This window comes from Pseudomonas sp. FSL W5-0203 (genome assembly GCF_001896155.1).
Classification (GTDB): domain Bacteria; phylum Pseudomonadota; class Gammaproteobacteria; order Pseudomonadales; family Pseudomonadaceae; genus Aquipseudomonas; species Aquipseudomonas paracarnis.
The window spans coordinates 60,886-87,094 of record NZ_MPOR01000008.1; the positions used below are offsets into that span (position 1 = coordinate 60,886).

Below are 26,209 nucleotides of genomic sequence, written 5' to 3' on the forward strand. Positions count from 1 at the left end.
GGGATTTGGCGCTATAGGCCAAACAAACACCTTGCGGCAAGGGCTTCAGGGCTCTACCTGGCTCCACTGCTTGCTCAGGCGTTTATCGGAAATCGGCACTTTGGTACCCAACTGCTGGGCAAACAGCGACACCCGGTACTCCTCCAGCCACCAGCGGTACAGCTCCAACTGCGGGTCGCGCTTGCCTTCCTGGGTATGTTTGTTCACGCGGTTCTGGTACTGCGCCCACAGGCCGCCCAATTCGCTGCTCCACACGCGGTCCTTTTGCACCTGGCTCGGCAGTTTTTCCAGGCGCAGTTCGATAGCCTTGAGGAAACGCGGCAGTTCCTTGAACCACTGGGCCGGGGTTTCCCGCACAAAACCTGGATACACCAGGTTGCTCAGTTGCTGCTTGATATCGTTCAAGGCCACGGCCTGGGCCAGGTCGATCTTGCCCTTGAAGCGTTTTTGCAGGCCGTGCCAAAGTTTCAGCACTTCCAGGGTCAGGCGCGCCAGGCGTTCGGCGTGCTCAGTCCAACTGCCGCGCTTGCGTTCAGCCAAGGCCGCCAGGCCAGCGCCATCGCGTGGCAGGCTGGCTTCGCCTTCAAGTACACAGGTATCGAGGCTGGCCAGCAGGATGTCTTCCACCAGCGCGTCGATTCGCCCCAGTTCACGGTACATCAACCCCAGTTCGGTCAGGCCCGGCAATTTGCCGCGCAGGAATTTCGCCGGCTCCGCCAATTGCTGCATCAGCAGGCGCTGCAAGGCGCGACGGTGCTGGAACTCGGCTTCGGCAGCGGTGGAGAAGCGCCCCTCCTTGACCGTGCCGTTCTCTTCCACCAGTGCCGGATACACCGTCATCGACAGGCCGGCGATGTTCTGCTGGGTTTTTTCCGCCACCGCCGCAAACACCTTGGCCTCTACCGGCTGCTGGCTTTTCGCGGTTTGCGGCACCGCCAAGGCGGCCTGGCTGGCTTCGGCGAACCGTGCGGTCAGCTCGGCCAGGTCACGGCCTTCGCCGAGGAACTTGCCCTGGCCGTCGACCACTTCCAGGTTCATCTTCAGGTGGTTTTCCACCTGTTGCGCCGCCTCGGCCCACGCCTCATCGCTGACCCGCGCACCGGTCATGCGCAGCAATTCACGCCCCAGCGCCTGGGGCAGCGAGCCCTGGCCGAATTCGATGCGTTGCAGCGCGGCCTTGACGAAGTCCGGCACCGGCACGAAGTTTTTGCGCAGCGCCTTGGGCAAGTTGCGCACCAGAGCGATGCACTTGGCTTCGATCAACCCCGGCACCAGCCACTCCAGGCGCTCGGCTGGCAACGCCGGCAACAACGGCGCCGGCACCCGCAGGGTCACGCCGTCACGGGGGTGGTTGGGTTCGAAGTGGTAACTCAAGGCCAGGGCCAGGTCGCCCAGGTGCAAGGTGTCCGGGTAATGCGCGGCGGTGACTTCACTGGCCTCGCGGGCCAGTACGTCTTCTTCACGCATGATCAGCAGTTGCGGGTCTTTCTGGCTGTTGACCTTGTACCAACTGTCAAAGGTGGCGGTCTGGTGAATCTCTGCGGGCAGGCGCGCATCGTAGAAGGCGTACAGGGTTTCTTCGTCGGCCAGGATGTCGCGACGGCGGGCCTTGGCTTCCAGCTCGTCGAGTTGCTCCAGCAGTTTCTGGTTGGCCGTCAGGCACTTGGCCCGGGACTGAATCTCGCCGCGCACCAGGCCTTCACGGATAAACAACTCACGGGACACCACCGGGTCAATCGGCCCGTAATGCACCGGCCGACGCCCTACCACGATCAGCCCGAACAGGGTGATCTGCTCAAAGGCCACCACCTGGCCGCGCTTCTTCTCCCAATGGGGTTCGAAGTGGTTTTTCTTGATCAGATGCCCCGCCAGCGGCTCGATCCAGTCGGCATCGATCTTCGCCACCATGCGTGCATAGAGCTTGGTGGTTTCCACCAGTTCGGCGGTCATCAGCCATTGCGGGCGCTTCTTGCCGATGCCCGACGACGGGTGAATCCAGAAGCGACGCTGGCGCGCCCCGAGGTAATCGCCGTCTTCGGTCTTCTGGCCGATCTGGCTGAGCAGGCCGGACAGTACCGCTTTATGCAGCTTCGGATAGTCGGCGGGCTCTTTGTTGAGGCTCAGCTGCATGTCGCGGCAGATCAGGCTCAATTGACGATGGGAGTCGCGCCACTCGCGCAGGCGCAAGTAATTGAGGAAGTTTTTGCGGCACCAGTTGCGCAACGGGCTGGCGGTCAGTTCCTGGCGCTGCTCCTCGAAACCGCGCCACAGGTTGACCAACCCGGCGAAGTCCGAATCCGGGTCTTTCCACTGTGCGTGGGCTTGGTCGGCCGCTTGTTGACGCTCTGGTGGGCGCTCGCGCGGGTCCTGGATCGACATGGCGCTGGCGACGATCAACACTTCCTGCAAACTGCCGAGCTTGGCCGCTTCCAGCAACATGCGGCCCATGCGCGGGTCCACCGGCAAGCGGGCGAGCTGGCGGCCCAACGGCGTGAGCTGGCTGTTGCGGTCGACCGCCGAGAGTTCTTGCAGCAGGTTGAAACCGTCGCTGATGGCCTTGCCATCCGGCGGTTCGATAAACGGGAAATCGGTGATCTCGCCCAGGCGCAGGTGCAGCATCTGCAGGATCACGGCCGCGAGGTTGGTGCGCAGAATTTCCGGGTCGGTAAATTCCGGGCGCCCGATAAAATCTTCTTCGCTGTACAAGCGCACGCAAATACCCGGTTCAACCCGGCCGCAACGGCCTTTACGCTGGTTGGCGCTGGCCTGGGAAATCGCCTCGATGGGCAGGCGCTGCACCTTGGCGCGGTAGCTGTAGCGGCTGATGCGTGCCGTGCCGCTGTCGATCACATAGCGAATGCCCGGCACCGTCAGCGAGGTTTCCGCAACGTTGGTCGCCAGTACCACGCGCCGGCCTGGGTGGGACTGGAAAATGCGCTGTTGCTCGGCCGGTGACAGCCGTGCGTACAACGGCAAAATCTCGGTGTGCTTGAGCTGGGCCTTGCGCAGCATGTCGGCCGCATCACGAATCTCGCGCTCGCCGGGCAGGAACACCAACACGTCGCCAGGGCTGCGCCGTTCGCTGCGCTCATAGGCGGCGATTTCATCGAGGGTGGCGAGGATCGCCTGGTCGACGGTCAGGTCGTCCTCGACGCGGTTGCCCTCCTCGTCCTGTTCCAGGGTGAGGGGGCGATACCAGGTGTCCACCGGGAAGGTACGGCCCGACACCTCGACTATTGGCGCATCGTCGAAGTGCTTGGAAAAGCGCTCCAGGTCGATGGTCGCCGAGGTGATGATAACCTTCAGGTCGGGGCGGCGCGGCAACAGGGTCTTGAGGTAGCCGAGCAGGAAGTCGATGTTCAGGCTGCGTTCGTGGGCTTCGTCGACGATGATCGTGTCGTAGCGCTCGAGGTAACGGGCGTTCTGGGTTTCGGCCAGCAGGATGCCGTCGGTCATCAGCTTGATCAGGGTGTTGGAGTCACTCTGGTCTTCGAAGCGCACTTGGTAACCGACCAGCGCACCCAATGGCGTGGCCAGCTCTTCAGCGACACGGCTGGCGACACTGCGCGCTGCGATCCGGCGTGGCTGGGTGTGGCCGATCAGACCGTACTGGCCGCGACCGATTTCCAGGCAGATTTTCGGCAACTGGGTGGTCTTGCCCGAACCGGTCTCACCGGCAATGATCAGCACCTGGTGCTTGAGCAGCGCGTCCTTGATCTCATCGCGCTTGGCGGCAATCGGCAGGCTGTCGTCGTAGCGGATCACCGGCAGGCTGGCGCGCCGCGCCGTGACCTGGGCGCACGATGCCTGCATGCGCGCCACCCACTGCGCCAGCTTGTCCTCATCGGGCTTCTTGCGCAGCTCAAGCAACTGCCGGCGCAAGCGGTGGCGGTCGGCGAGCATGGCGTGATCGAGGGCTTTGAGCAGTTGGTCGAGGGTGGGTGCTTGGTCTGTCATCAGCTATTTCGACGGTCATCTATTTATGCACGGCCGGCAAGTGTGGCAGAAAAGCAGCCCATCTGGCAGGCAGTTGAGCTTCAACGGGTGTAAACCGAACCAAAATGTGGGAGCGGGCTTGCTCGCGAAAGCGGTGTGTCAGTCACAGATGTATCAACTGAACCACCGTATTCGCGAGCACGCCCGCTCCCACAGGGGCAATAGGTTATAGCGGGTCTTTGCGGCGGTAGGGGAATACGTCGATCACCTTACCGGCACGAATCGCGTCCTGCAGGCCCTTCCAGTAATCGGCGTTGTACAACTCGCCATGCAACTCGTCGAACAACTTGCGCTGGCCGGCGTCGGCAAACAGGAACGGCGGGAATTCCTCGGGGAACACATCCAGCGGGCCGATGGAGTACCAGGGCTCGGAGGCCATTTCATCCTCGGGGGTGCGCGGCGCGGGGATATGGCGGAAGTTGGCTTCGGTGAGAAAGCAGATTTCGTCGTAGTCGTAGAACACCACGCGGCCGTGGCGGGTGACGCCAAAGTTTTTCAGCAGCATGTCGCCGGGGAAGATATTCGCTGCCGCCAGTTGCTTGATCGCCAGGCCGTAATCCTCCAATGCTTCGCGCACCTGGGCGGGGTTGGCGTTGTCGAGGTAGAGGTTGAGCGGGGTCATGCGTCGCTCGGTCCAGCAGTGGCGGATAAGCACGGTATCGCCCTCCACTTCGACAGTACCGGCGGCGACTTCCAGCAGCTCGGCCAGGCACTCGGGCTCGAACTTGCTCAAGGGGAAGCGGAAGTCGGCGAACTCCTGGGTGTCGGCCATGCGCCCTACCCGGTCGACGCTTTTCACCAGGCGGTACTTTTCGATCACCGTGGCGCGGTTGACGTTTTTCGACGGCGAGAAGCGGTCCTTGATGATCTTGAACACCGTATTGAAACCCGGCAGCGTAAACACGCTCATGACCATGCCGCGCACGCCGGGGGCCATGATGAACTGGTCATCGGTGGTGGCCAGGTGGTTGATCAGCGCGCGGTAGAACTCGGATTTGCCGTGCTTGTAGAAACCGATGGAGGTGTACAGCTCGGCAATGTGCTTGCCCGGCAGAATGCGCTTGAGAAAGCCAATGAATTCCGCTGGCACGGGCACGTCGACCATGAAATAGGAACGGGTGAACGAGAAGATGATCGACACGTCGGCTTCGTCGGTGATCAACGCATCGATCTGAATGCCACGCCCTTCGCGGTGCAGCAGCGGAATCACCAACGGCCATTGTTCGTCGCGGGTGTAGATGCGCCCCACGAGGTAGGCGCCTTTGTTGCGATACAGCACCGAGGAAAACAACTCGACCTTGAGGTCCGGGTCCTTGCACACCCAATCCGGCAGGTTTTCCCGCAACTGGGCTTCGAGGCGGCGCAGGTCGGCGGGCAGGTCGGCGTAGGGCTCGCTGAAGCGGTAGTCAGAGAAAACCTGCGCGAGCATGTCCGCTATTTTACCGGCCGGCGTGTAGATACGGGTTTGCGCCGCCCGCGCCCGGCGCAGGCTCGGCCGGGTAGTGTGGATGAACATGCAGCCGTCGCTGATCAGGTCATGGCTGAACAGGCCGCAGAAGATCGAGTTGTACCAGGTCTCGGACAGTTCATCGTCAAAGCGAAGGTCGATCAGGCCGATATAGGCGCTTTTTACCAGGGGCCACTGGCCGATGTCATGCAACGGCGCAGGGTCAAAACTGGCGCGCAGGCGGGTCGTGACCTCAGCGACTTTCTCTTCATAGAGGTTGATGCGCGCGGCCGACGCGGCCTGCCCCTGCTGCCACTGGGCCTTCTCGAAACGCTCACGGGCGCCATCGGTGATCTGGCGGAAGTGTTCACGGTAATCGTCGAAACCGTCGAGGATCATCCGGGCGATAGCGAGGGCGGACTGCGACATGCGGGAAACCTCGAACGGGTATCTGGAAGCCCAGAGCTTAGCCAGTGAACCGAGGCAGGAGAAGAATGATTTTGCGCAGGGGTGAACTGACTGCAATTAGCCATTGTGCCGACCTGCCCGCTGGGCAACACTTCTGCGCCCCATTTGGCGTAGGAGTTTTCCGTGAGACCTGTTGACACCCTGTATCTGCTGGGGCTGGCCGCCATTTGGGGCGCGAGTTTCCTGTTTATGCGCATCATCGCCCCGGAAATCGGCACAGTGCCCACCGCGTTTTTCCGCGTGTCGATTGCCGCCGCGGGCTTATTAGTGATCCTGGCGATGATGCGCGTGAGCTGGGATTTCAAGGGCAAGTTCAAGACGGTCCTGTTGCTGGGCGTGATCAACTCGGGGATTCCCGCGACGATGTACTCGGTGGCGGCACAGGTACTGCCGGCAGGTTATTCGGCGATTTTCAACGCCACCACGCCGCTGATGGGCGTGCTGATTGGCGGGCTGTTCTTCAGTGAGCGCCTGACGCCATCGAAAATCGCAGGGGTCGCCCTGGGGCTGTTTGGCGTTGCCGTGCTCACGCGTGCGGGGCCGGTGGCCTTTGATCTGGAATTATTGATGGGCGCACTGGCGTGCCTGCTGGCAACCACGTGCTATGGCTTTGCCGGTTTCCTGGCGCGGCGTTGGCTGGACCAGCGCGGCGGGTTGGACAGCCGTCTCTCGGCCTTGGGCAGCATGTTGGGGGCGACGTTGTTTCTGTTGCCGTTCTTTGCCTACAGCGCCATCAGCCATCCACCGGCGAGCTGGGGCGGCTGGCAGGTGTGGTCGTCGCTGCTGGGATTGGGGCTGGTATGTACGGCGTTCGCCTACATTCTGTACTTCCGCCTGCTGTCGTCCATCGGCCCGGTCAAGTCGATGACCGTGACCTTCATGATTCCGCCGTTCGGCGTGTTGTGGGGTGCGTTGCTGTTGGATGAGCCGCTGTCCATGGCCCACCTGTATGGCGGTGTGCTGATTGCCGGGGCGTTGTGGTTGGTGCTGCGCCCGCAAAAACTGTAGGAGCGACCAATCTCGCTCCTACAGGGGTGGGTTTATTGCTTACGGAATACAAACACCAAGCCGACGATGATCAACGCCATTCCCAGCACGCTCAACAAGGCCAGGCGATTACCGAAGATCAGGTAGTCCATCACCGCCGTCACTGCTGGCACCAGGTAGAACAGGCTGGTGACATTCACCAGGTTGCCCCGGGCGATCAGGCGGTACAGCAATAACGTCGCCAGCACGGACACCACCAGCCCCATCCACAGGACCGGCAGGTAAAAACGCGCACTGTGTTCAAAGTGGAACGGCTGGAACGGCACGAACACCGCGCACAGTAGCAACGCGGCCAGGTATTGCAGTGGCAGCGTGCCCAAGGGGTTGTCGGTGATGCGCTTTTGCATGATAGAGCCAAACGTCATGCTCGCCAGCGCCAGCAGCCCGAACACCATCCCGGCCAGGGACATGCCCGCCAACCCGATGCCCTGGTACACCACCATGATCAAGCCCGCCAACCCCAACCCCAGGCCGAACAGCCGGCGCCAGGAGCGTTGGCGCTCCATCAGCACCACGGTGAGGATCGGCTGCACACCCATGATGGTCGCCATCACCCCGGGGGTGACGTTGAGGTCCAGGGCCAGCAGATAGAAAATCTGGTAGGCCCCCAGCAAAACCAGGCCCGTCGCCGCCGCATACAGCAAGGGTTTGCCGGGACGAGGCAGCTTCAACTTGAGGATGGGTACCAACACCACCAACCCCATCAGGGCGATGGCAAAGCGGATCAGCAGAAAGGCAAAGGGCGAAGCATGGGCCAAGCCCAACTTGGAGAAGATCGCCCCGCTGCTCCACAGCAAGACAAACACGCTCGTCGAGGCCGCCGCGGCCACGGATTGTTTCGAAAGCACAGACATGGTTACCACCTGTTATCAGGCAAAAAAGCCGACTCAGTAAAAAACTGAATTTCAGTAGGTTTTTTTCAGGCAGGCACGGGGCAACAGCGAATCGCTGATCAGCCCGAAATGCCAACACCCGGCGGTGATACGACTGCGTACACCGGCGTGCTACTGACAGGTGGGGGGTAGTGACTGATCTGCGCAGGCTGCTTGCCACGGCACGGCACGACCACAGCGTTGACCGCTGAATCGACTACCGCTATGCGCTGGGAAGCTGGCATGTGCTGATCTTTTTGAAGGGATGAAGACGCGACGACTATAACCAGCCGCAAATACATTTTGCAATCCTTTCCCCTCACCCTGTGGGTGGAGGAGTTTTCATGCCGTCCAGGCAGACCGCTCGCTATAATGCCGCCCAGTTTTTTTCCAAGGATTTCACATGATTGCTTTGCCCTGGCTGTACCTCACCCTACTTTCCATTGGCTATGTCGTGGCTTTGATCTACGGCCAACTGGGCGTACTGGCGGCGGTCTCCATCGCACTGTTGCTGGTGGCCGGGTACGCCGTGCGCCAGCAACGCAACCCTTGGGCACGCTACTTGGGCCACGGCTTGTTTATCGTCCTGGCCCTGGGCCTGGCGATGCACTGGCTACCGGGCTTCTATAACGGCCGCGGTATTGCGCCCCAGCGATTTACTCCGGACTCAGTGCCCTTCTCGATGTACCTGAACCAGGACAAACCCCTGATCGGCTTCTGGCTGTTGCTGGCCTGCCCGTGGATTGTGGCGCGGCGCTCATTGCGCCTGTCGATCTGCGTCACAGCCATGGCCCTGACTCTGGCCGCTATCGCCGCCTTGGGTGGCGCGGCCCTGCTGGGGATGATCAGTTGGGCGCCCAAGTGGCCGGACGAGGCGTGGCTGTGGGTGTTGAACAACCTGCTGCTGGTGACGTTGGTCGAAGAAGCGCTGTTTCGCGGGTATATCCAGGGCGGCCTGAGCCAACGCTTCAAACACCTGCCCTATGGCGAGAACCTCGCGCTTCTGCTGGCCTCGCTGTTATTCGGCCTGGTGCATTTTGCTGCGGGTTGGCAGTGGATGCTGCTGGCGGGTATTGCGGGCGTGGGCTACGGCCTGGCGTATCGGTTCGGCGGGCTAGGCGCGGCGATTGCCACGCATTTTGGCTTGAATCTGCTGCACTTCGGGTTGTTTACCTACCCGATGCTCGCCGGCTAAGCCTGCCTTCTACAGAGGCAACGCTGTTCGCAGGATTGTTGCAAAAATAAGTTAAATAAATGCCCCGCATGGCCGATACCCCCTGAAAGCCTTGCGGATTGAACAATCATGCGTAATAACCAACCCGTTACCCAGCGCGAACGTACCTTCCCCGCTCAGCAACGGTTGATCTCCACCACAGATGCCAAGGGTGTAATTACCTACTGCAACGACGCCTTTGTCGAAATCAGTGGGTTCACCCGCGAAGAACTGGTGCGCGCGCCACACAACCTGGTGCGTCACCCGGATGTGCCGCCGGCCGTGTTCGCGCATATGTGGTCCACGCTCAAACAAGGCTTGCCATGGATGGGCATTGTCAAGAATCGCTGCAAGACCGGTGACCACTATTGGGTTAACGCCTATGTGACGCCGGTCTTCGACGGTAACCAGGTGATCGGCTACGAATCGGTGCGCATCAAGCCCACCGCCGAGCAGATCCGCCGGGCCGAAGCGCTCTATCAACGCATCAACCAAGGCAAGTCGGCCGTCCCCCAACGGGACAAGTGGCTGCCGGTGTTGCAGGACTGGCTGCCGTTTATCCTGGTCAGCCAGTTAAGCTTCATGATCGGCGCCACCCTCACCTCCCAATGGGGCTTTGCCCTGGCAGCGGCGCTGTCGGTGCCGTTGGGCCTGCTGGGCTTGAGCTGGCAACAGCGCGGTCTCAAGCGTTTGCTGCGCCTGGCCGAACAGACCACGTCCGACCCGTTGATCGCGCAGATGTACACCGACAGCCGTGGCGCACAAGCGCGCCTGGAAATGTCGATCCTCAGCCAGGAAGCGCGTCTGAAGACCTGTCTTACCCGCCTGCAGGACACCGCCGAGCACCTCAACGACCAGGCCGCGCAATCCAACACCCTGGCGCACAACAGCTCCAGCGGCCTGGAACGCCAGCGCGTGGAAACCGAACAGGTGGCCACTGCGGTAAACCAGATGGCGGCGACCACCCAAGAAGTGGCCAGCCACGTGCAGCGCACCGCCGACGCCACCCAGGAAGCCAACCGCCTGACCGGCCGCGGCCGCGATATCGCCGGGGAAACCCGCGAGGCGATTCAGCGTCTTTCGGCAGCCGTTGGAGAGACCGGTGTGACCGTCACGCAACTGGCCAAAGACAGCGATGAAATCGGCGGCGTGGTTGATGTGATCAAAGGCATTGCCGACCAGACCAACCTGCTGGCACTCAACGCCGCTATCGAAGCCGCGCGTGCCGGTGAGATGGGCCGTGGTTTTGCGGTGGTCGCCGATGAAGTACGCCAACTGGCGCAGCGTACGGCCGAATCCACCGGGCAGATCCATACCCTGATTGCCAAGCTGCAACACACGGCGGCTGCGGCCGTGCAAACCATGGACGCCGGGCACCGCCAGGCCGAAGAAGGTGTGGCACGGGTGATGGAAGCAGACCAGGCCTTGGTGGGTATCAGTGAGGCGGTGGCCAATATCACCGACATGACCACCCAGATCGCAGCCGCAACCGAGGAGCAAAGTGCGGTGGCCGAGGAGATCAGCCGCAACATCAGCACCATTGCGCTGTTGGCGGACCAGACCTCGGAGCAGGCGATGAACTCGGCGCAACTGAGTGAAGAGTTGACGCATACCGCCAATACCCAGTATTCGCTGGTAGAGCGTTTTAACCGATAAACTGCTATCGCAGGCAAGCCAGCTCCCACACTGGACGGTATTCACCGATAGAAATAGGTGAACCCAGCCCAATGTGGGAGGGGGCTTGCCTCCGATAGGGCGCTAACAGGTCCGGAGAAACTCAGCCACCTGCACCGCCGCCGCCTCCAAGTGCTGCTCATGGCTAAACCCCGAAGCCTTCAGCGGCTTCAAGTCATGGTCCCCCGCCGCCAACCACATCACCTCAATGCTCTCTGACAAGTCATAACTCTGCACCGCCGCACGATTGCCCAAGGCATCGCGCTCGCCCTGCGCAATCAAGGTGGGCGTCGTAAGCGCAGCCAAGTGCTCCACCCGGGGTTTCTCTGGCTTGCCCACCGCATAGAACGGATAGCCCAGGCACACCAACCCATCGGCGCCCAGTTCATCGGCCAGTAAACTGGCCATCCGCCCGCCCATGGACTTGCCACCCATCGCCAGTTTCCCAGCGACATGACGTCGCACCTCGGCATACACCTCGCGCCAGCACTCCAGCAGTTTCGGCGCCGGATTCGGGGGGCGTTTGCCGCCGTCCACGCGACGCTGGGCCATGTACGGGAACTCGAAGCGCAACACGCTCACGCCATGCCCGGCAAGGCGTGCGGCCATATCGTTCATGAACGCCGAGTCCATCGGTGCGCCGGCGCCGTGGGCCAGGATCAGCGTGACCGGCTCACCCGACGTCGCGCCGGTGGCGACATCCCACAACCAGCCATGTTCCCGTACACACTGCGCCCATTGATCCCCGTCAATACTGGCCTTGTGCTCTTTGCCCATGCTTGCCTCGCTTTTTAGTCTGCCTATAACTCCAGCCCAAGTGCCGCACTTGCTTGGGTTGAACCGTGGATGGGGAACCATGAACACTACTTTAAGTACCGCCTATAACTACAAGGTGGTCCGCCAATTCGCCATTATGACGGTGGTGTGGGGCATCGTCGGCATGGGGCTCGGGGTTTTTCTCGCTGCCCAATTGGTTTGGCCTGCGCTCAACTTCGATTTGCCCTGGACCAGCTTCGGCCGCCTGCGCCCTTTGCACACCAACGCGGTGATCTTCGCGTTCGGTGGCTGTGCGCTGTTCGCCAGCTCCTTTTACTCGGTGCAACGCACCTGCCAGACGCAGCTGTTCGCGCCGAGAGTCGCCGCGTTCTGCTTCTGGGGCTGGCAGCTTGTGATCCTGCTGGCCGCGATCAGCCTGCCACTGGGCTACACCAGCTCCAAAGAATACGCCGAGCTGGAATGGCCGATCGACATCCTGATCACCATCGTCTGGGTCGCCTACGCCATCGTGTTCTTCGGCACGATCATGAAGCGCAAGACCAAGCATATCTATGTGGGCAACTGGTTCTTCGGCGCGTTCATCATCACCGTGGCCATCTTGCATATCGTCAATAACCTGGAAATCCCGGTCAGCCTGACCAAGTCCTACTCGCTGTACGGCGGTGCGACGGATGCCATGGTGCAGTGGTGGTATGGGCACAACGCGGTAGGCTTTTTCCTGACTGCGGGCTTTCTGGGGATGATGTACTACTTCGTGCCCAAACAGGCCGAGCGCCCGGTGTATTCCTATCGCTTGTCGATCGTGCACTTCTGGGCGCTGATCACCCTGTACATCTGGGCCGGCCCTCACCACTTGCACTACACCGCCTTGCCGGACTGGGCGCAGTCCCTGGGCATGGTGATGTCACTGGTGCTGCTGGCGCCAAGCTGGGGCGGCATGATCAACGGCATGATGACCCTCTCGGGCGCCTGGCATAAGCTGCGCAGCGACCCGATCCTGCGCTTCCTCGTCGTCTCCCTGGCCTTCTACGGCATGTCGACCTTCGAAGGCCCGATGATGGCGATCAAGACCGTCAACGCCCTCTCCCACTACACCGACTGGACCATCGGCCACGTACACGCCGGGGCGCTGGGCTGGGTGGCGATGATCTCCATCGGCGCGCTGTACCACATGATCCCGAAAATCTTCGGTCGCGAGCAGATGTACAGCCTCGGCCTGATCAACGCGCATTTCTGGCTGGCCACCATCGGCACCGTGCTCTACATCGCGTCGATGTGGGTCAACGGCATCGCCCAGGGCCTGATGTGGCGTGCGGTCAACGAAGACGGCACCCTCACCTACTCCTTCGTCGAAACTCTGGTGGCCAGCCACCCTGGCTTCATCGTGCGTTTGGTGGGCGGTGCGATCTTCCTCAGCGGCATGTTCCTGATGGCTTACAACACATGGCGCACCGTGCGTTCGGCGCAACCTGCCGAAGTCACCGCTGCCGCGCAGATGGCCTGAGGAGTCGATGATGAAACACGAAACGATTGAAAAGAACGTCGGCCTGTTGATGCTGCTGATGGTGCTCGCCGTGAGCATCGGCGGCCTGACCCAGATCGTCCCGCTGTTCTTCCAGGACGTGACCAACAAGCCGGTCGAAGGCATGAAGCCCTACACCGCGCTGCAACTGGAAGGCCGCGACATCTACATCCGCGAAGGCTGCGTGCAGTGCCACTCGCAGATGATCCGCCCGTTCCGCGCCGAGACCGAGCGCTACGGCCACTACTCGGTGGCTGGCGAAAGCGTGTGGGACCACCCGTTCTTGTGGGGCTCCAAGCGTACCGGCCCGGACCTAGCCCGCGTTGGCGCGCGCTACTCGGACGACTGGCACCGCGCGCACTTGTACAACCCGCGCAACGTGGTGCCGGAGTCGAAAATGCCGGCCTACCCATGGCTGGTCACCGCCGCCGTCGACAGCAGCCACACCGAGACCAAGTTGAAAGTGATGCGCACCCTCGGCGTGCCGTACACCGACGACGACATCAACGGCGCCGTCGCCAGCCTCAAGGGCAAGACCGAGATGGACGCGCTGGTTTCCTACCTGCAAGTGCTCGGCACTGCTATCAAGAGCAAGAGGTGAGCCATGGGATTTGAATTCGATGCGGGCACCATCCGCGGCCTTGGCACGCTGGTGGTCGCCATCGCCTTTATCGGCCTGTCGCTGTGGGTGTTCAACAACCGCCGCAACGCGGAATTCGAGCAGGCGCGCCTGCTGCCGTTTGCCGATGAACCTTCCCCACCCGACGCTCAAGCAGAGCCAGCCACAAGGAGCACTCGGCCATGACTACGTTCTGGAGTACATGGATCTGCGTATTGACCCTGGGCAGCCTCATCGGCCTGACCTGGCTGTTGGTCGGCACTCGCAAGGGCGAGACCAAGGGCAGCGTCGACCAGACCATGGGCCACGCCTTCGACGGTATCGAGGAATACGATAACCCGCTGCCCCAGTGGTGGTTCATGTTGTTCGCCGGCACCCTGGTGTTTGCCGTCGGCTACCTGATCCTCTACCCGGGCCTGGGCAACTGGAAAGGTGTACTGCCGGGCTATGAGGACGGCTGGACCCAGACCAAGGAATGGGACAAGGAAATGGCCAAGGCCGACGCCAGGTTCGGGCCGATCTTCGCCAAGTTCGCGGCCATGCCGGTAGAAGAAGTGGCCAAGGACCCGCAAGCATTGAAGATGGGCGGTCGCCTGTTCGCCTCCAACTGCGCGGTATGCCACGGCTCGGACGCCAAGGGCGCCTATGGCTTCCCCAACCTGGCGGACAGCAACTGGCGCTGGGGCGGTTCGGCCGAGGCCATCAAGGCCACCATCCTGAACGGTCGCCACGCGGCGATGCCGGCCTGGGGTGAAGTGCTGGGCGAGGACGGGGTGAAAAACGTCGCCGCTTACGTGCGCCACGACCTGGCCAAGTTGCCGTTGCCCGCCGACAACACCGCCGACCTGGCAGCCGGCCAAGCCGCCTTCAGCACCACCTGCGTGGCGTGTCATGGTCCGCAAGGTCACGGCGTGGAAGCCATGGGCGCGCCCAACCTGACCGAGCCTGCCGGGTTTATCTACGGCACCAGCCTGGCACAGTTGCAGCAGACCATCCGCCATGGTCGCCAGGGCCAGATGCCGGCCCAGGACGTGCTGCAAGGCAATGACAAGGTGCACCTGCTGGCGGCTTACGTGTACAGCCTGTCCCATAACGCTGATGGTGCAACGCCAGATAGCCAGCCGCAGTAAAAGCCTTATCTGTGGCGAGGGAGCTTGCTCCCTCGCCACAGGCACAAGTCGCGACCAAGTGTCGCACCCCTTCCAAACCCAACTTTCCCCTCCTCCTATTCGGGTCTACGCTTGTTCCCACAGTGGAGCAATTCTGGCGTAGGCGACGGTATTCGTTGCGCCCCCTAAAATTCCTGTCCACTTGATCAGCTTTCTATTTCGGTCTTTATCCTTACACCAAACATGGAAAGGGCGCAGAATCTGGCGTGGAACGCATTGATACAGGTCAGCCATTGCGTTGCAATGGCCCCTCGGTTTCTACATACTTGCGGCCGATTTTACCTATAAAAAAACCTAAACCGTGGAACCTTAGAATGAGCACAGCAATCAGTCCGACTGCTTATAACTATAAGGTAGTCCGCCAGTTCGCCATCATGACGGTGGTCTGGGGGATCCTTGGCATGGGGCTCGGGGTGTTCATCGCCTCGCAACTGGTTTGGCCGCAATTGAATTTCGACCTGCCCTGGACGACCTTCGGCCGCCTGCGCCCGCTGCACACCAACCTGGTGATCTTCGCCTTCGGCGGATGTGCACTGTTTGCCACCTCCTACTATGTCGTGCAGCGCACCTGCCAGACGCGACTGATTTCCGATGGTCTTGCCGCCTTCACCTTCTGGGGCTGGCAGGCGGTCATCGTCGGCGCCATCATCAGCCTGCCCCTGGGCTACACCACCACCAAGGAATACGCTGAGCTGGAATGGCCGATCGCCATTTTGCTTGCCATTGTGTGGGTGACCTACGGCCTGGTGTTCTTTGGCACCATCGTCAAGCGCAAGACCAAGCACATCTACGTAGGCAACTGGTTCTACGGGGCCTTTATCGTGGTCACTGCGATGCTGCACATCGTCAACCACGCCTCCCTGCCGGTGAACCTGTTCAAGTCCTATTCGGCCTATTCCGGCGCAACGGACGCGATGATCCAGTGGTGGTACGGCCACAACGCCGTAGGCTTCTTCCTCACCACCGGTTTCCTGGGGATGATGTACTACTTCGTGCCCAAGCAGGCCGAGCGTCCGATCTACTCTTATCGCCTGTCCATCGTGCACTTCTGGGCGCTGATCACCCTGTACATCTGGGCCGGCCCTCACCACTTGCACTACACCGCCTTGCCGGATTGGGCACAGTCCCTGGGCATGGCGATGTCGATCATCCTGCTGGCGCCAAGCTGGGGCGGCATGATCAACGGCATGATGACCCTCTCGGGCGCCTGGCATAAGCTGCGCACCGACCCGATCCTGCGGTTTTTGGTGGTGTCCCTGGCGTTCTACGGCATGTCGACCTTCGAAGGGCCGATGATGGCAATCAAGACCGTCAACTCGCTGTCCCACTACACCGACTGGACCATTGGCCACGTACATGCCGGCGCTCTGGGCTGGGTAGCGATGATCTCCATCGGCGCGCTGTACCACATGATCCCCAAACTGTTCGGCCGCGTGCAGATGCACAGCGTCGGGCTGATCAACGCGCACTTCTGGCTGGCCACTATTGGCACCGTGCTCTACATCGCCTCGATGTGGGTCAACGGCATCACCCAGGGCCTGATGTGGCGTGCGATCAACGATGACGGCACCCTCACCTATTCCTTCGTCGAAGCGCTGCAAGCCAGCCACCCGGGCTTTATCGTACGTGCCCTGGGCGGTGCGTTCTTTGCCAGTGGCATGTTGTTGATGGCCTACAACGTCTGGCGCACCGTGCGTGCCAGCGACCCTGTAGAAGCCGAAGCCGCCGCCAAGATCGCCGTTGTGGGAGCTCACTGATGAAGCATGAAGTCGTCGAGAAGAACATCGGCCTGCTGGCCTTCTTCATGGTCATCGCCGTGAGCATTGGCGGCCTGACCCAAATCGTCCCACTGTTTTTCCAGGACGTGACCAACAAGCCGGTCGAAGGTATGAAGCCGCGCACCGCCCTTGAACTGGAAGGCCGCGACGTCTACATCGCCAACGGTTGCGTGGGCTGCCACTCGCAGATGATACGCCCCTTCCGCGCCGAAACCGAACGATACGGCCACTACTCGGTCGCCGGTGAAAGCGTGTGGGACCACCCGTTCCTGTGGGGTTCCAAGCGCACCGGCCCGGACCTGGCCCGTGTGGGCGGGCGTTACTCCGATGACTGGCAGCGTGCGCACCTGTACAACCCGCGCAACGTCGTGCCTGAGTCGAAAATGCCGGCGTACCCGTTCCTCGTGGAAAACAAGCTCGACGGCAAGGACACCGCGAAGAAGATGGAAGTCTTGCGCACCCTGGGCGTGCCCTACACCGACGAAGACATCGCCGGTGCGGCCGCCGCCGTGAAGGGCAAGACCGAAATGGACGCATTGGTGGCCTACCTGCAAGGCCTTGGCACCATCATCAAAAGCAAACGGTGACCTACATGGATATCGGGATGATTCGTGGCCTGGGCACCGTTGTGGTGATGGTGGCCTTTATCGGCCTGGCGTTGTGGGTGTTCAGCCCACGGCGCAAGTCGGAGTTTGACGACGCGACCATGCTGCCCTTCGCAGATGACCCCGAAGCCATCAAGCACGTCGAGCAAGCTTCTAGGAGTAACAAAGAATGACTACGTTCTGGAGTCTGTACGTCACAGTCCTCAGTCTGGGTACCATCTTCGCCCTGACCTGGCTGCTGCTGTCGACCCGCAAGGGCCAGCGCACCGAGCAGACGGACGAGACCGTCGGCCACTCGTTCGACGGCATCGAGGAGTACGACAACCCGCTGCCCAAGTGGTGGTTCATGCTGTTTGTCGGCACCATCGTCTTCGCCCTTGGTTACCTGGTGCTCTACCCTGGCCTCGGCAACTGGAAGGGCCTGCTGCCAGGCTACAACTACCTCGACAACGACAAGCAAACCCCGTTCGCCAACGGCCAGACCGGCTGGACCGGCGTGCACGAGTGGGAAAAGGAAATGACCAGGTCGGAGGCCAAGTTCGGGCCGATCTTCGCCAAATTCGCGTCGATGCCGATTGAAGAAGTCGCCAAGGACCCGCAAGCCTTGAAGATGGGCGGCCGCCTGTTCGCCTCCAACTGCTCGGTGTGCCACGGCTCCGACGCCAAAGGCGCCTACGGCTTCCCCAACCTGACCGACGCCGACTGGCGCTGGGGCGGTGAACCCAACACCATCAAGGAAACCATCATGAAGGGCCGCCACGCGGTGATGCCGGGCTGGGCCGAAGTCATCGGTGAGCAAGGCGTGGCTGACGTAGCAGGCTTTGTGGTGACCCAACTCGATGGCCGCAAACTGCCGGAAGGCGCCAAGGCCGATGTGGCCAACGGTGAGAAACTCTTCGCCGCCAACTGCGTGGCCTGCCACGGCCCGGCTGGTAAAGGCACCCCAGCCATGGGCGCGCCCGACCTGACGCATCCGGGTGCGTTCATCTACGGTTCAAGCTTCGCGCAACTGCAGCAGACCATCCGTTATGGCCGCCAGGGCCAGATGCCGGCGCAGGAGCAGTTGCAGGGCAATGACAAAGTGCACTTGCTTGCGGCGTATGTGTATAGCTTGTCTCATGGGGATAAGAAGGCTGAGGAGCAGTAAAGTTAGCTGAGCACGCCATGGCCTCGCCACTGAGAGAGCGGCGGGGTCATTTCTTGAAAAGCTTAGATCCGGGGTGGGAGCTGGCGTGCCTGCGAAAGCGCTCTGTCCGTCACAAATAGGCTGACCGGCCCATCGCTTTCGCAGGCAAGCCAGCTCCCACATTTGTCCTCCTGCACATTCAAGACCGGGCCTGTTGACGGGATGGCCTTGAGACCTGCCGCGTCACCACAACCACAAAAACCGTCCATACTTGCCAAGTCAATTGATCCAGGTCACGTACACCATCAATTGATTTCCCCCAACGCGACCAAAGGTCGCACCCTTTGCGCACCATCGGGGGCGTATCATTAGGCCACTGCAACACCCTTAATTTGACCCCGGCTGGCACGTACTGGCCGAGGCAAATCTCCACCGCCGTGGGATGCAATGATGAGCGACCAGATACCGGTACATGACGTTACCCCGCCTGCCAAAACCGTCGACCTCTACGCTTCGCGTGAGAAGATTTACACCCGCGCCTTCACTGGCTTGTTCCGCAATCTGCGCATGGTCGGCGGTGCCGCTCTGTTTCTGCTGTACTTCGGCACCGTGTGGCTGAACTGGGGCGGTCACCAGGCGGTATGGTGGAACCTGCCGGAGCGTAAATTCTTTATTTTTGGTGCAACGTTCTGGCCTCAGGATTTCATCCTGCTGTCGGGCATTCTCATTGTCGCGGCCTTTGGCCTGTTCTTTATCACCGTATACGCCGGGCGCGTGTGGTGCGGCTATACCTGCCCGCAAAGCGTGTGGACATGGATCTTCATGTGGTGCGAAAAGGTCACCGAAGGCGACCGCAACCAGCGCATCAAGCTCGACAAGGCGCCCATGAGCGCCAACAAATTCCTGCGCAAATTCAGCAAGCACAGCCTGTGGCTGCTGATCGGCTTTGCCACCGGCCTCACTTTTGTCGGCTACTTTTCACCGATCCGTGAACTGGTATTCGATTTCTTCACCGGCCAGGCCGATGGCTGGTCGTATTTCTGGGTGGGTTTCTTCACCCTCGCCACCTACGGCAACGCCGGCTGGCTGCGTGAGCAGGTGTGCATCTACATGTGCCCCTATGCGCGCTTCCAGAGCGTGATGTTCGACAAAGACACCTTGATCGTGTCCTATGACCCCCGCCGTGGCGAAGTGCGTGGCCCACGTAAAAAGGGTACCGACTACAAGGCCCAGGGCCTGGGCGACTGCATCGACTGCACGATGTGCGTGCAGGTGTGCCCTACCGGTATCGATATCCGCGACGGGCTGCAAATCGAGTGCATCGGTTGCGCCGCCTGTATTGATGCCTGCGACAACATCATGGACAAGATGGAGTACCCACGCGGCCTGATCAGCTACACCACCGAACACAACCTGTCGGGGCAGAAAACCCATAAGCTGCGCCCGCGCCTGATCGGTTACGCCCTGGTGTTGCTGGCGATGATCAGCCTGTTGGTGGCGGCCTTCTTCATGCGCTCGCTGGTGGGTTTCGACGTCAGCAAGGACCGCGTGCTGTACCGTGAAAACGCCGAAGGACGCATCGAAAACGTCTACAGCCTGAAGATCATGAACAAAGACCAGCGCGACCACACCTACGTGCTCGACGCCGCTGGCCTGCCAGACCTCAAGCTGCAAGGCCGACGTGAGATCAAAGTGGCCGCCGGCGATATCGTCAGCATGCCGGTGGAGTTGTCGAGTGCGCCGGAGCAGTTGCCGTCGAGCACCAACGAGGTGACCTTCATCCTCAAGGACGCCGATGACACCAGCGTCCATATTGAAGCCAAGAGCCGATTCATCGGCCCACAAGTTCGTTAACAGGGAACACACGCATGCCTGCAACTACTGCCGCCAGCCCTTGGTACAAACACCTCTGGCCCTGGATCATCATCGCGATTCTGGCCTGCTCAGTGACCCTGACCTTGTCCATGGTGACCATCGCAGTGAACAACCCGGACAACCTGGTCAACGACAACTACTACGAGGCCGGCAAAGGCATCAACCGTTCCCTGGACCGCGAGCGCCTGGCCCAGACCCTGCAACTGCGCGGCAAGCTGCACCTGGACGAACTGACCGGCGAGGTCGAGCTGCAACTGACTGGCTACAGCAATCCAAATACTCTGGAGCTGAACCTGATCTCCCCGACCCAGCCAGAGAAGGATCGCAAGATCAACCTCACCCGCAGCGACAGCGAGCCCGGTCGCTACATCGGCCAGGTCACCGACAAGGTCGAAGGTCGCCGTTTCGTGGAACTGCTTGGCGTGGAGGGCGGCAACACCTGGCGCCTGTTCGAAGAAGAAGAGGTCAGCCACGACAAGGACTTGCTGCTGGGTGACGAACCGTTGCAGGGCGCCGAGGACCTGAGGAAGTAGACGATGATCGTTCCCACGCTCTGCGTGGTAACGCCTTGCTGGACGCTCTGCGTCTGCTTTGTGACGCAGAACGTCACAGGCAACATTCCCACGCAAAGCGTGGGAACGATCTACGGAACTGAGCAATGACCCAACCCACCCCCTGCTACCACTGCGCCCTACCCGTCCCCTCCGGCAGTCGGTTCACCGCCCAGATCCTCGGCGAACGCCGTGAACTCTGCTGCCCGGGCTGCCAGGCCGTGGCCGAGGCGATAGTGGCCGGCGGGCTGGAAAGCTATTACCAACACCGCAGCGAAGCCTCGGCCAACCCCGAGGCGCTGCCCGTGCAGTTGGTGGACGAGCTGGCGCTGTACGACCGCGCCGATGTGCAAAAACCCTTTGTACGCCATCAGGGCGACCTGGCCGAAACCACCCTGCTGATGGAAGGCATCAGTTGCGCCGCCTGCGGCTGGTTGATCGAGAAACACCTGCGCAGCCTGCCTGCCGTGGCCGAAGCGCGACTGAACCTGTCCAACCACCGCCTGCACGTGCGCTGGGCCGATGGGCAATTGCCGTTGAGCCAACTGCTCAGCGAGCTGCGCCATATCGGTTACGCCGCCCACCCTTACCAGGCCGACCGCGCAGCCGAACAATTGGCCAGCGAGAATCGACTGGCCCTGCGACAACTGGGAGTCGCCGGCTTGCTGTGGTTCCAGGCCATGATGGCAACCATGGCCACTTGGCCGGAATTCAATATCGACCTGAGCCCGGAATTGCACGTCATCCTGCGCTGGGTTGCGATGTTTCTGACAACGCCCATCGTGTTCTACAGCTGCGCACCGTTCTTCAAAGGCGCCCTGCGTGACTTGCGCACCCGCCACCTGACCATGGACGTCTCGGTGTCCCTGGCGATTGGCGGCGCGTACCTGGCCGGCATCTGGACCGCGGTCACTGGCGTAGGCGAATTGTATTTCGATGCCGTGGGCATGTTTGCTCTGTTCCTGCTGGCCGGGCGCTACCTTGAGCGCCGCGCCCGGGAACGCACCGCCGCAGCCACCGCCCAACTGGTCAACCTGTTGCCCGCCTCCTGCCTGCGCCTCAAGGACGATGGCCAGAGCGAGCGCATCCTGCTTAGCGAATTGGCGCTGGGTGATCGCGTGCTGGTACACCCCGGCTCCGTACTGCCGGCGGATGGCGTGATTCTCGACGGCCAATCCAGCATCGATGAATCCCTGCTGACCGGCGAGTACCTGCCGCAACCTCGGCGCACGGGCGACAACGTCACGGCCGGCACGCTGAATGTCGAAGGCGCGCTGACCGTTCAGGTGCGCGCCCTGGGGCATGACACGCGCTTGTCCGCCATCGTGCGCCTACTGGAGCGCGCCCAGGCCGAGAAGCCGCGCCTGGCACAGATTGCCGACCGCGCTGCGCAGTGGTTCTTGTTGTGCTCGCTGATCGCCGCCGCGCTGATCGGCCTGCTGTGGTGGGAGCTGGACCCGTCGCGGGCGTTCTGGATTGTGCTGGCGATGCTGGTGGCGACCTGTCCGTGCGCTCTGTCCCTGGCCACGCCCACCGCGCTCACCGCCGCCACCGGCACCTTGCACAGTCTCGGGTTGCTGCTGACCCGCGGCCATGTGCTTGAGGGCCTGAACCAGGTTGATACGGTGATTTTCGACAAGACCGGCACCCTCACCGAAGGGCGCCTGGCGTTGCGCGCCATTCGGCCCTTGAGTGCGCTGGACGGCGACCAATGCCTGGGCCTGGCCGCCGCCCTGGAGAACCGTTCCGAACACCCGATTGCCCGTGCCTTCGGCCGTGCGCCGCTGGCCGCCGATGAAGTGCTGAGCACCCCAGGCCTGGGCCTGGAAGGTCGTGTGGGCGAACGTTTGTTGCGCATCGGCCAGCCGGGTTTTGTCTGTGAACTCAGTGGCTGTGCGATTCCCGCCTCACCGGACGAAGCCGGGCAATGGCTGCTGCTGGGCGACCGCAGCGGGGCGCTGGCCTGGTTCGTACTGGATGACCGCCTGCGCAGCGACGCACCCGCCTTGCTGGCCGCATGCAAGGCGCGGGGCTGGCGCACGCTGTTGCTCTCCGGCGACAGTTCGCCGATGGTGGCCAGTGTCGCCTCTGAGCTGGGTATCGACGAAGCCCACGGCAGCCTGCGCCCTGACGACAAGCTGAAGGTACTGCAAAACCTGCACAAAGAAGGTCGCAAAGTGCTGATGCTGGGCGATGGAGTCAATGATGTGCCGGTGCTGGCCGCCGCTGATATCAGCGTGGCGATGGGCTCGGCCACGGACCTGGCGAAAACCAGCGCCGATGCGGTGCTGTTGTCCAACCGCCTGGATGCGCTGGTGCAGGCCTTCAGCCTGGCGCGGCGCACTCGCCGAGTGATCATCGAGAACCTGTTGTGGGCCGGGTTGTACAATGGGCTTATGCTGCCGTTTGCGGCCCTGGGTTGGATCACTCCGATCTGGGCGGCGATCGGCATGTCCCTCAGTTCGTTGACCGTGGTGCTCAACGCGTTGCGCCTCACTCGCCTGCCGAGCGCGCAAGCCTCGGGCACCGCCCCAGTAACCCGCTCGCTGCCGGCCTGAGCCGCGTGGGCATGGAGTACAGATGCCAGCTCTCTATGTAATGATTCCGGCGGCACTGCTGTTAGTGGGCGTGGCCATCTACATCTTCTTCTGGGCCGTGGACAGCGGCCAGTACGAAGACCTCGATGGCCCGGCCCACAGCGTGCTGTTCGACGACCAGGACCCGAACCACCTGGCCGCCATCGATGAAGCCAACAACCCTGAGCAAGCGCCCAAAGAGCCGCCCCATGCTTGAGCTGGCGCCCTTGCTGGTCTCGGCGCTGATCCTAGGCCTGCTTGGCGGCGGCCATTGCCTGGGCATGTGCGGCGGACTGATGGGCGCGCTGACCCTGGCGATCCCCAAGGAACAGCGCAGCCGCCGTTTTCGCCTGCTGCTGGCATACAACCTGGGGCGCATCCTCAGCTATGCCACCGCCGGTTTATTGATCGGCCTGGCCGGTTGGGCGGTGGCCAACAGCCCGGCGGCGATGTTCATGCGAGTGCTTGCCGGGCTGCTGCTGATCTGCATGGGCCTGTACCTGGCCGGCTGGTGGAGCGGCCTCACCCGTATCGAAAGCCTGGGACGCGGCCTGTGGCGGCATCTGCAGCCGGTGGCCAACCGTTTGCTGCCGGTGTCCAGCCTGCCCCGTGCCTTGCTGCTAGGCGCGCTGTGGGGCTGGTTGCCGTGCGGGCTCGTCTACAGCACCCTGCTATGGGCGGCGAGCCAGGGCAATGCACTGGACAGCGCCTTGCTGATGCTGGCGTTCGGGCTGGGCACCTGGCCGGTGCTACTGGCCACCGGGCTGGCCGCCGAACGGGTGACGGCGTTATTGCGCAAGCGCAGCGTGCGGGTGACCGGTGGGGTGCTGGTGATGATCTTCGGCCTCTGGACCTTGCCCGGCCCCCATCAGCACTGGCTAATGGGGCATTAACAGGCCCTGTGGCATAGCGCCGCTCCCCGTTGATGCAAATCAAGATGCCTGCACCGCCCTCCCCCTAGACTCGGCCCACTAGCCAATCCGGGGGACCGCCCGCATGCTCGACGCCATTCGTTGGGACACAGATCTGATTCACCGCTACGACTTGGCGGGGCCGCGCTACACGTCCTACCCTACCGCCGTACAATTTGACAGCCAGGTCGGTACTTTCGACCTGCTCCACGCCCTGCGTGACAGCCGCAAGGCCGTAAGGCCACTGTCGCTTTATGTGCATGTGCCGTTCTGCGCCAACATTTGTTACTACTGCGCCTGCAACAAGGTGATCACCAAGGACCGTGGCCGCGCCCAGGCCTACCTGCAGCGCCTGGAGCAGGAAATCCAACTGGTGGCCTGCCACCTCGACCCGCAGCAGCCCGTGGAGCAACTGCATTTGGGCGGCGGTACGCCCACGTTTCTCAGCCACGATGAACTGCGCCAGGTGATGAAATGCCTGCGCCAGCATTTCAATTTGCTGGATGACGATTCGGGCGACTACGGCATCGAAATCGACCCGCGCGAAGCCGACTGGGCCACCATGGGCCTGCTACGCGAACTGGGCTTTAACCGCGTGAGCATCGGCCTGCAAGACCTCGACCCCGAGGTGCAACGGGCGGTCAACCGCCTGCAAAGCCTGGAAGAAACCCGCGCCGTGATCGATGCAGCGCGCACCTTGCAATTTCGCTCGATCAATATCGACCTGATCTACGGCCTGCCCAAGCAGTCACCGTTGAACTTTGCGCGCACCGTGGAAGAAGTCATCCGCTTACAGCCTGACCGCCTGTCCGTGTTCAACTACGCGCACCTGCCGGAACGCTTCATGCCCCAACGGCGGATCAACACTGACGAGCTGCCCTCACCAGCGGAAAAACTGCTGATGCTGCAAACCACCATCGAACAACTGACCCAGGCCGGTTACCGCTACATCGGCATGGACCACTTTGCCCTGCCAGACGACGAATTGGCCGTCGCCCAGGAAGAAGGCAAACTGCAGCGCAACTTCCAGGGTTACACCACCCACGGGCACTGCGACTTGATTGGGCTGGGGGTGTCAGCGATCAGTCAGATCGGCGACCTGTATTGCCAGAACAGCAGTGATCTGAACCAGTACCAGAATGCCTTGGCGGGTGCGCAATTGGCGACCAGCCGCGGCCTGGTCTGCACTACGGACGACCGGTTGCGACGGGCTGTAATCCAGCAGTTGATCTGCAATTTCAGCCTGGCATTCGAGGGGATCGAACAGGCGTACAACATCGATTTTCGCGGCTATTTTGCCGAGTTATGGCCGCAGCTGGAAACGATGGCCGCCGACGGCCTGATCGCGTTGGACGCCCACGGCATTCGTGTGCTCCCGGCCGGGCGCTTGCTGGTGCGTTCAGTGTGCATGGTGTTCGATGCCTACCTGGAGCACCAGAACAGGCAACGATTTTCGCGGGTCATCTAGACGTACTTACTTCATGGCCAGGCTGGCGGCCTTGACTGCATCACCGGCACTCATGTCTTTCATCGCCTTGGTCAGGGACGCCTGGGCGCTGGTCAAGCTGGCTTGCAGTGCGCTCAACGCTGACTGCAGCCCGGAGAGTCGGGCACGGGCCTGTTCTGGGCTGAGATTTCTGTCGGCCATTACCGCAGCCATCTCGGCTTGTTTCTCGGCAATCTGCTTTTTGATCTCACGAATCATCTTGAGCAGATTCTTGACGTTGTCCGCCAGGCCGCTGTCGTCGATGTCACTGTTTGTGGCTTTTTCCGCCGCAGCAGCTTTCATCGCGGCGCCGGAGATGGTCACCGAAACGGCAGGCTTGGCTTCGTCGGTCGTCGGGATCGCGGCAACATCCGGTTCGGCAGCTTTCTTGGGTTCGGGCAGTGCCTGGATCTGAGTGCGCGAAGCGAGTTGAGCAGTGAGGGCTAACATGGTCTGAGCCGCCGTATTTGTAGTCGATAGCAGGACTATCGGCGGTT

General features: G+C 61.8%; 22 protein-coding genes. 17 read left to right on the plus strand and 5 right to left on the minus strand.

Translation table 11 applies throughout. The annotated features are described in order from the left end of the window. Nucleotides 1-45: 45 nt before the first annotated feature. Together hrpA and aceK are read right to left on the minus strand one after the other, a co-directional pair. Nucleotides 46-3,957 carry an ATP-dependent RNA helicase HrpA gene (gene hrpA / locus BOP96_RS09820; protein WP_073452568.1) on the minus strand — a complete coding sequence of 1,304 codons (3,912 nt, stop codon included), beginning with the start codon at nucleotides 3,955-3,957 and terminating at the stop codon, nucleotides 46-48. A 205-nt stretch (nucleotides 3,958-4,162) separates the two neighbouring features. Next, entirely contained in the window at nucleotides 4,163-5,872 is a 1,710-nt protein-coding gene (gene aceK, locus BOP96_RS09825; RefSeq protein ID WP_014719436.1) for a bifunctional isocitrate dehydrogenase kinase/phosphatase, read from the minus strand. Between the two features lie 162 nt (nucleotides 5,873-6,034). Between aceK and BOP96_RS09830 the strand changes: the two genes are divergently transcribed. Beyond that, complete coding sequence (locus tag BOP96_RS09830) at nucleotides 6,035-6,919, plus strand: DMT family transporter (RefSeq protein ID WP_014719437.1); 885 nt, start codon at nucleotides 6,035-6,037, stop codon at nucleotides 6,917-6,919. 32 nt (nucleotides 6,920-6,951) lie between these two features. Here the strand turns inward: BOP96_RS09830 and BOP96_RS09835 are convergent, their stop codons facing one another. Next, nucleotides 6,952-7,812, minus strand: a complete 861-nt coding sequence (locus tag BOP96_RS09835) for a DMT family transporter (RefSeq protein WP_073452570.1) — start codon at nucleotides 7,810-7,812, stop codon at nucleotides 6,952-6,954. A 421-nt stretch (nucleotides 7,813-8,233) separates the two neighbouring features. On the opposite strand from BOP96_RS09835, the gene BOP96_RS09840 reads away from it, so the two are divergent. Both BOP96_RS09840 and BOP96_RS09845 read left to right on the plus strand, forming a co-directional pair. Next, complete coding sequence (locus tag BOP96_RS09840; protein ID WP_019820478.1) at nucleotides 8,234-9,025, plus strand: CPBP family intramembrane glutamic endopeptidase; 792 nt, start codon at nucleotides 8,234-8,236, stop codon at nucleotides 9,023-9,025. A 108-nt stretch (nucleotides 9,026-9,133) separates the two neighbouring features. Continuing rightward, a complete protein-coding gene (locus tag BOP96_RS09845) occupies nucleotides 9,134-10,699 on the plus strand; it encodes a methyl-accepting chemotaxis protein (RefSeq protein WP_014719440.1) in 1,566 nt (521 codons plus the stop codon). 102 nt (nucleotides 10,700-10,801) lie between these two features. Here BOP96_RS09845 and BOP96_RS09850 read toward each other — a convergent pair whose 3' ends face one another. Beyond that, nucleotides 10,802-11,494, minus strand: a complete 693-nt coding sequence (locus BOP96_RS09850; RefSeq protein WP_014719441.1) for an alpha/beta family hydrolase — start codon at nucleotides 11,492-11,494, stop codon at nucleotides 10,802-10,804. A gap of 79 nt (nucleotides 11,495-11,573) precedes the next feature. Between BOP96_RS09850 and ccoN (BOP96_RS09855) the strand changes: the two genes are divergently transcribed. The 14 genes from ccoN (BOP96_RS09855) (at nucleotide 11,574) to hemN (ending at nucleotide 25,694) form a co-directional block, all read left to right on the plus strand. Further along, nucleotides 11,574-12,998 carry a cytochrome-c oxidase, cbb3-type subunit I gene (gene ccoN, locus BOP96_RS09855; RefSeq protein WP_019820482.1) on the plus strand — a complete coding sequence of 475 codons (1,425 nt, stop codon included), beginning with the start codon at nucleotides 11,574-11,576 and terminating at the stop codon, nucleotides 12,996-12,998. Nucleotides 12,999-13,008: 10 nt separating this feature from the next. Continuing rightward, nucleotides 13,009-13,617, plus strand: coding sequence for a cytochrome-c oxidase, cbb3-type subunit II (gene ccoO, locus BOP96_RS09860; protein ID WP_003193159.1), 609 nt, complete (start codon nucleotides 13,009-13,011; stop codon nucleotides 13,615-13,617). 3 nt (nucleotides 13,618-13,620) lie between these two features. After that, nucleotides 13,621-13,821: a cbb3-type cytochrome oxidase subunit 3 gene (locus tag BOP96_RS09865; RefSeq protein ID WP_003193161.1), complete on the plus strand. Its 201-nt coding sequence runs from the start codon at nucleotides 13,621-13,623 to the stop codon at nucleotides 13,819-13,821. Beyond that, complete coding sequence (gene ccoP / locus BOP96_RS09870) at nucleotides 13,818-14,765, plus strand: cytochrome-c oxidase, cbb3-type subunit III (RefSeq protein WP_014719442.1); 948 nt, start codon at nucleotides 13,818-13,820, stop codon at nucleotides 14,763-14,765. Before BOP96_RS09865 ends, ccoP (BOP96_RS09870) begins: the two co-directional genes overlap by 4 nt. A gap of 353 nt (nucleotides 14,766-15,118) precedes the next feature. Continuing rightward, nucleotides 15,119-16,561 carry a cytochrome-c oxidase, cbb3-type subunit I gene (gene ccoN, locus BOP96_RS09875; protein ID WP_014719443.1) on the plus strand — a complete coding sequence of 481 codons (1,443 nt, stop codon included), beginning with the start codon at nucleotides 15,119-15,121 and terminating at the stop codon, nucleotides 16,559-16,561. Next, complete coding sequence (gene ccoO, locus BOP96_RS09880) at nucleotides 16,561-17,169, plus strand: cytochrome-c oxidase, cbb3-type subunit II (protein WP_003193167.1); 609 nt, start codon at nucleotides 16,561-16,563, stop codon at nucleotides 17,167-17,169. Before ccoN (BOP96_RS09875) ends, ccoO (BOP96_RS09880) begins: the two co-directional genes overlap by 1 nt. 5 nt (nucleotides 17,170-17,174) lie before the next feature. Further along, a complete protein-coding gene (locus BOP96_RS09885; RefSeq protein WP_003193169.1) occupies nucleotides 17,175-17,360 on the plus strand; it encodes a CcoQ/FixQ family Cbb3-type cytochrome c oxidase assembly chaperone in 186 nt (61 codons plus the stop codon). Beyond that, complete coding sequence (ccoP, locus tag BOP96_RS09890) at nucleotides 17,357-18,334, plus strand: cytochrome-c oxidase, cbb3-type subunit III (RefSeq protein ID WP_073452573.1); 978 nt, start codon at nucleotides 17,357-17,359, stop codon at nucleotides 18,332-18,334. Before BOP96_RS09885 ends, ccoP (BOP96_RS09890) begins: the two co-directional genes overlap by 4 nt. A gap of 429 nt (nucleotides 18,335-18,763) precedes the next feature. Continuing rightward, nucleotides 18,764-20,167, plus strand: a complete 1,404-nt coding sequence (ccoG, locus tag BOP96_RS09895) for a cytochrome c oxidase accessory protein CcoG (protein WP_019820489.1) — start codon at nucleotides 18,764-18,766, stop codon at nucleotides 20,165-20,167. A gap of 14 nt (nucleotides 20,168-20,181) precedes the next feature. Further along, nucleotides 20,182-20,721, plus strand: coding sequence for a FixH family protein (locus tag BOP96_RS09900; protein ID WP_073452575.1), 540 nt, complete (start codon nucleotides 20,182-20,184; stop codon nucleotides 20,719-20,721). A 125-nt stretch (nucleotides 20,722-20,846) separates the two neighbouring features. Beyond that, complete coding sequence (locus BOP96_RS09905; RefSeq protein WP_073452577.1) at nucleotides 20,847-23,297, plus strand: heavy metal translocating P-type ATPase; 2,451 nt, start codon at nucleotides 20,847-20,849, stop codon at nucleotides 23,295-23,297. A gap of 22 nt (nucleotides 23,298-23,319) precedes the next feature. Beyond that, nucleotides 23,320-23,532 carry a cbb3-type cytochrome oxidase assembly protein CcoS gene (gene ccoS / locus BOP96_RS09910; protein ID WP_014719448.1) on the plus strand — a complete coding sequence of 71 codons (213 nt, stop codon included), beginning with the start codon at nucleotides 23,320-23,322 and terminating at the stop codon, nucleotides 23,530-23,532. Continuing rightward, nucleotides 23,525-24,208 carry a sulfite exporter TauE/SafE family protein gene (locus BOP96_RS09915; protein ID WP_014719449.1) on the plus strand — a complete coding sequence of 228 codons (684 nt, stop codon included), beginning with the start codon at nucleotides 23,525-23,527 and terminating at the stop codon, nucleotides 24,206-24,208. The genes ccoS and BOP96_RS09915 overlap by 8 nt, the downstream gene beginning before the upstream one ends. Before the next feature lie 103 nt (nucleotides 24,209-24,311). After that, nucleotides 24,312-25,694 (plus strand): oxygen-independent coproporphyrinogen III oxidase, encoded by a 1,383-nt coding sequence (gene hemN, locus BOP96_RS09920; protein WP_073452579.1) that lies wholly within the window; start codon nucleotides 24,312-24,314, stop codon nucleotides 25,692-25,694. A 6-nt stretch (nucleotides 25,695-25,700) separates the two neighbouring features. Here the strand turns inward: hemN and BOP96_RS09925 are convergent, their stop codons facing one another. After that, nucleotides 25,701-26,162, minus strand: a complete 462-nt coding sequence (locus tag BOP96_RS09925) for a hypothetical protein (protein WP_014719451.1) — start codon at nucleotides 26,160-26,162, stop codon at nucleotides 25,701-25,703. Nucleotides 26,163-26,209: the final 47 nt, after the last annotated feature.

Excerpts from the sequence above, each read along its gene's own strand:
- BOP96_RS09865 (WP_003193161.1), top strand. The coding sequence starts at position 13,621 with ATGGGATTTGAATTCGATGCGGGCACCATCCGCGGCCTTGGCACGCTG.
- BOP96_RS09835 (WP_073452570.1), bottom strand. The coding sequence starts at position 7,812 with ATGTCTGTGCTTTCGAAACAATCCGTGGCCGCGGCGGCCTCGACGAGC.
- ccoN (WP_019820482.1), top strand. The coding sequence starts at position 11,574 with ATGAACACTACTTTAAGTACCGCCTATAACTACAAGGTGGTCCGCCAA.
- aceK (WP_014719436.1), bottom strand. The coding sequence starts at position 5,872 with ATGTCGCAGTCCGCCCTCGCTATCGCCCGGATGATCCTCGACGGTTTC.
- BOP96_RS09915 (WP_014719449.1), top strand. The coding sequence starts at position 23,525 with ATGCTTGAGCTGGCGCCCTTGCTGGTCTCGGCGCTGATCCTAGGCCTG.
- BOP96_RS09900 (WP_073452575.1), top strand. The coding sequence starts at position 20,182 with ATGCCTGCAACTACTGCCGCCAGCCCTTGGTACAAACACCTCTGGCCC.
- ccoP (WP_073452573.1), top strand. The coding sequence starts at position 17,357 with ATGACTACGTTCTGGAGTCTGTACGTCACAGTCCTCAGTCTGGGTACC.
- BOP96_RS09850 (WP_014719441.1), bottom strand. The coding sequence starts at position 11,494 with ATGGGCAAAGAGCACAAGGCCAGTATTGACGGGGATCAATGGGCGCAG.
- hemN (WP_073452579.1), top strand. The coding sequence starts at position 24,312 with ATGCTCGACGCCATTCGTTGGGACACAGATCTGATTCACCGCTACGAC.
- ccoO (WP_003193167.1), top strand. The coding sequence starts at position 16,561 with ATGAAGCATGAAGTCGTCGAGAAGAACATCGGCCTGCTGGCCTTCTTC.
- BOP96_RS09905 (WP_073452577.1), top strand. The coding sequence starts at position 20,847 with ATGACCCAACCCACCCCCTGCTACCACTGCGCCCTACCCGTCCCCTCC.
- ccoP (WP_014719442.1), top strand. The coding sequence starts at position 13,818 with ATGACTACGTTCTGGAGTACATGGATCTGCGTATTGACCCTGGGCAGC.
- BOP96_RS09885 (WP_003193169.1), top strand. The coding sequence starts at position 17,175 with ATGGATATCGGGATGATTCGTGGCCTGGGCACCGTTGTGGTGATGGTG.
- ccoN (WP_014719443.1), top strand. The coding sequence starts at position 15,119 with ATGAGCACAGCAATCAGTCCGACTGCTTATAACTATAAGGTAGTCCGC.
- ccoS (WP_014719448.1), top strand. The coding sequence starts at position 23,320 with ATGCCAGCTCTCTATGTAATGATTCCGGCGGCACTGCTGTTAGTGGGC.
- BOP96_RS09925 (WP_014719451.1), bottom strand. The coding sequence starts at position 26,162 with ATGTTAGCCCTCACTGCTCAACTCGCTTCGCGCACTCAGATCCAGGCA.
- hrpA (WP_073452568.1), bottom strand. The coding sequence starts at position 3,957 with ATGACAGACCAAGCACCCACCCTCGACCAACTGCTCAAAGCCCTCGAT.
- BOP96_RS09845 (WP_014719440.1), top strand. The coding sequence starts at position 9,134 with ATGCGTAATAACCAACCCGTTACCCAGCGCGAACGTACCTTCCCCGCT.
- ccoO (WP_003193159.1), top strand. The coding sequence starts at position 13,009 with ATGAAACACGAAACGATTGAAAAGAACGTCGGCCTGTTGATGCTGCTG.
- ccoG (WP_019820489.1), top strand. The coding sequence starts at position 18,764 with ATGAGCGACCAGATACCGGTACATGACGTTACCCCGCCTGCCAAAACC.
- BOP96_RS09840 (WP_019820478.1), top strand. The coding sequence starts at position 8,234 with ATGATTGCTTTGCCCTGGCTGTACCTCACCCTACTTTCCATTGGCTAT.